Source organism: Streptomyces boluensis, assembly GCF_009908195.1.
In the GTDB taxonomy this organism is placed as follows: domain Bacteria; phylum Actinomycetota; class Actinomycetes; order Streptomycetales; family Streptomycetaceae; genus Streptomyces; species Streptomyces boluensis.
On the sequence record NZ_JAAAHS010000665.1, the window covers coordinates 1 to 1,978 of the forward strand.

Sequence of the window (1,978 nt, forward strand, 5' to 3'; positions counted from 1 at the left end):
TTCCCGAACTGGGGCTCCGCCCCAGACCCCTCCCCAGCTACCGCTGGGAGGTGCCCCCACCTCAAACGCCGGAGGGGCTGAGTTTGGCTGAGGTATCAGCCAGGTTCAGCCCCTCCGGCGTTTCAGCAGAGACAACGTGCGCCGTGCCCCGGCCACCACCGCTGTGTCGACGAAGCGGCCGTTCGGGAGGGCCAGTGCGCCTCCCTCCGTCTCCGCCGCCTTGATGATCTGCTCCGCCTCCGCGACCTCCGCGGGACCCGGCAGGTAGGCCCGCTCGATCACCGGCAGCTGTCGCGGGTGGATCGCGGCGCGGCCGAGGAAGCCCAGGGCGCGGCCGTGGGCGCAGGACGTGGCCAGGCCGTCCAGGTCCCGTACGTCAGGGAAGACCGACTGGGCCGGGGGTGCCAGGCCCGCCGCGCGGCTCGCGCAGACCACACGGGAGCGGGCCCAGTCGAGGCCCGCGTCGGCCACGCCCAGGTCGGCCCGTAGATCCGCCTCGCCCAGACAGATCCCGCGCAGCGCGGGGTGCGCGCGGGCCACCGCGTACGCCTGCTCGATGCCGAGTGCGGACTCCAGGAGGGCGTACAGCGGCGGGGAGTCCGCCAGTTCCGCGACCCGTACGACCGTCGCGGGGTCCGTGACCTTGGGGAGCCGTAGGCCCGCGAGGCCCGGGAGTCCAGCGACCGCGCGCAGGTCGGCCCCCGCGTGCGGGCCGTCCAGGGCGTTGACGCGTACGTGCACCGGCACCGCGTGGTGCGCGGTGAGGAGTTCCGCGGTGGCGGAGCGCGCGTACTCCTTGCGGTCGGCGGGGACCGCGTCCTCCAGGTCGACGATCACCACGTCCGCGCCCGACGTGAGGGCTTTGGCGACCGTGCCGGGGCGGTCGCCGGGGGCGTACAGCAGGGTCAGCGCGAGAGCCGTGGTCATGCCGCGCCGGCCTTCCGCAGGGCCGCGATCTCCTCGTCGGCGAGGCCGAGTTCGGCCAGGACGGCGTCGGTGTCCGCGCCGTGCGGGCGGCCCGCCCAGCGGATCCCGCCGGGGGTGGAGGAGAGGCGGAAGAGGACGTTCTGCATGCGGATCGCGCCGAGTTCCGGGTCCTGGACGGTGGTGACCGTGTCGAGCGCCGCGTACTGCGGATCGGCGAGCACATCCCGTACGTCGTGGATCGGGGCGACCGCCGCCTCGGCCTTCTCGAAGGCGGTGACCACCTCGTCGCGGGTGTGCCGGGCGATCCAGCCGCCGACCGCCGCGTCCAGCTCGTCGGCGTGCGCGGCGCGGTCCGTGCCGGTCGCGAACCAGGGCTCGTCGATCAGCTCGGGCCGCCCGACCAGGTGAAGGACGCGTTCCGCGATGGACTGCGCGGAGGTGGAGACGGCCACCCACTGGTCGTCGACGGTGCGGTAGGTGTTGCGGGGCGCGTTGTTGGTGGAGCGGTTGCCGGTGCGCGGCTGTACGTAGCCGAGCTGGTCGTACCAGAGGGGCTGCGGGCCGAGCACCGTCAGGATCGGCTCGATGATGGCCATGTCGACGACCTGGCCGTGGCCGGTGGCGGTGCGCGCGGCGAGCGCCGTCATGATCGCGTACGCGGTGGCGAGACCCGCGATGGAGTCGGCGAGGCCGAACGGGGGGAGCGTGGGCGGGGCTTCCGGCTCGCCGGTGATCGCCGCGAACCCGCTCATCGCCTCGGCGAGCGTGCCGAACCCCGGGCGGTGCGCGTACGGGCCGAACTGGCCGAAGCCGGTGACTCGGGCGAGCACCAACTGCTCGTTGACGGCGCTCAGTTCGTCCCAGCCGAGGCCCCAGCGCTCCAGGGTGCCGGGGCGGAAGTTCTCGACGATCACGTCCGCGGTGGCGGCGAGCCGGAGCAGGGTGGCGCGGCCGCCGTCGGTGGAGAGGTCGAGGGTGATGGTGCGCTTGTTGCGGCCGAGCAGCTTCCACCAGAGGCCGACGCCGTCCTTGGCGGGGCCGTGGCCACGGG

2 protein-coding genes are annotated in these 1,978 nt (G+C 74.0%); both read right to left on the reverse strand.

Annotated features, from left to right (window positions below; all coding sequences use genetic code 11):
- Window positions 1-105: 105 nt before the first annotated feature.
- Window positions 106-927, reverse strand: coding sequence for an HpcH/HpaI aldolase/citrate lyase family protein (locus GUY60_RS37230; protein WP_161705927.1), 822 nt, complete (start codon window positions 925-927; stop codon window positions 106-108).
- A partial coding sequence (locus tag GUY60_RS37235) for a CaiB/BaiF CoA transferase family protein (protein ID WP_161705928.1) occupies window positions 924-1,978 on the reverse strand: 1,055 nt, incomplete at its 5' end. The genes GUY60_RS37235 and GUY60_RS37230, both read right to left, overlap by 4 nt.

Bases quoted from the DNA above. Each gene is read 5' to 3' on its own strand.
- GUY60_RS37230 (WP_161705927.1), bottom strand. From the start codon at position 927: ATGACCACGGCTCTCGCGCTGACCCTGCTGTACGCCCCCGGCGACCGC.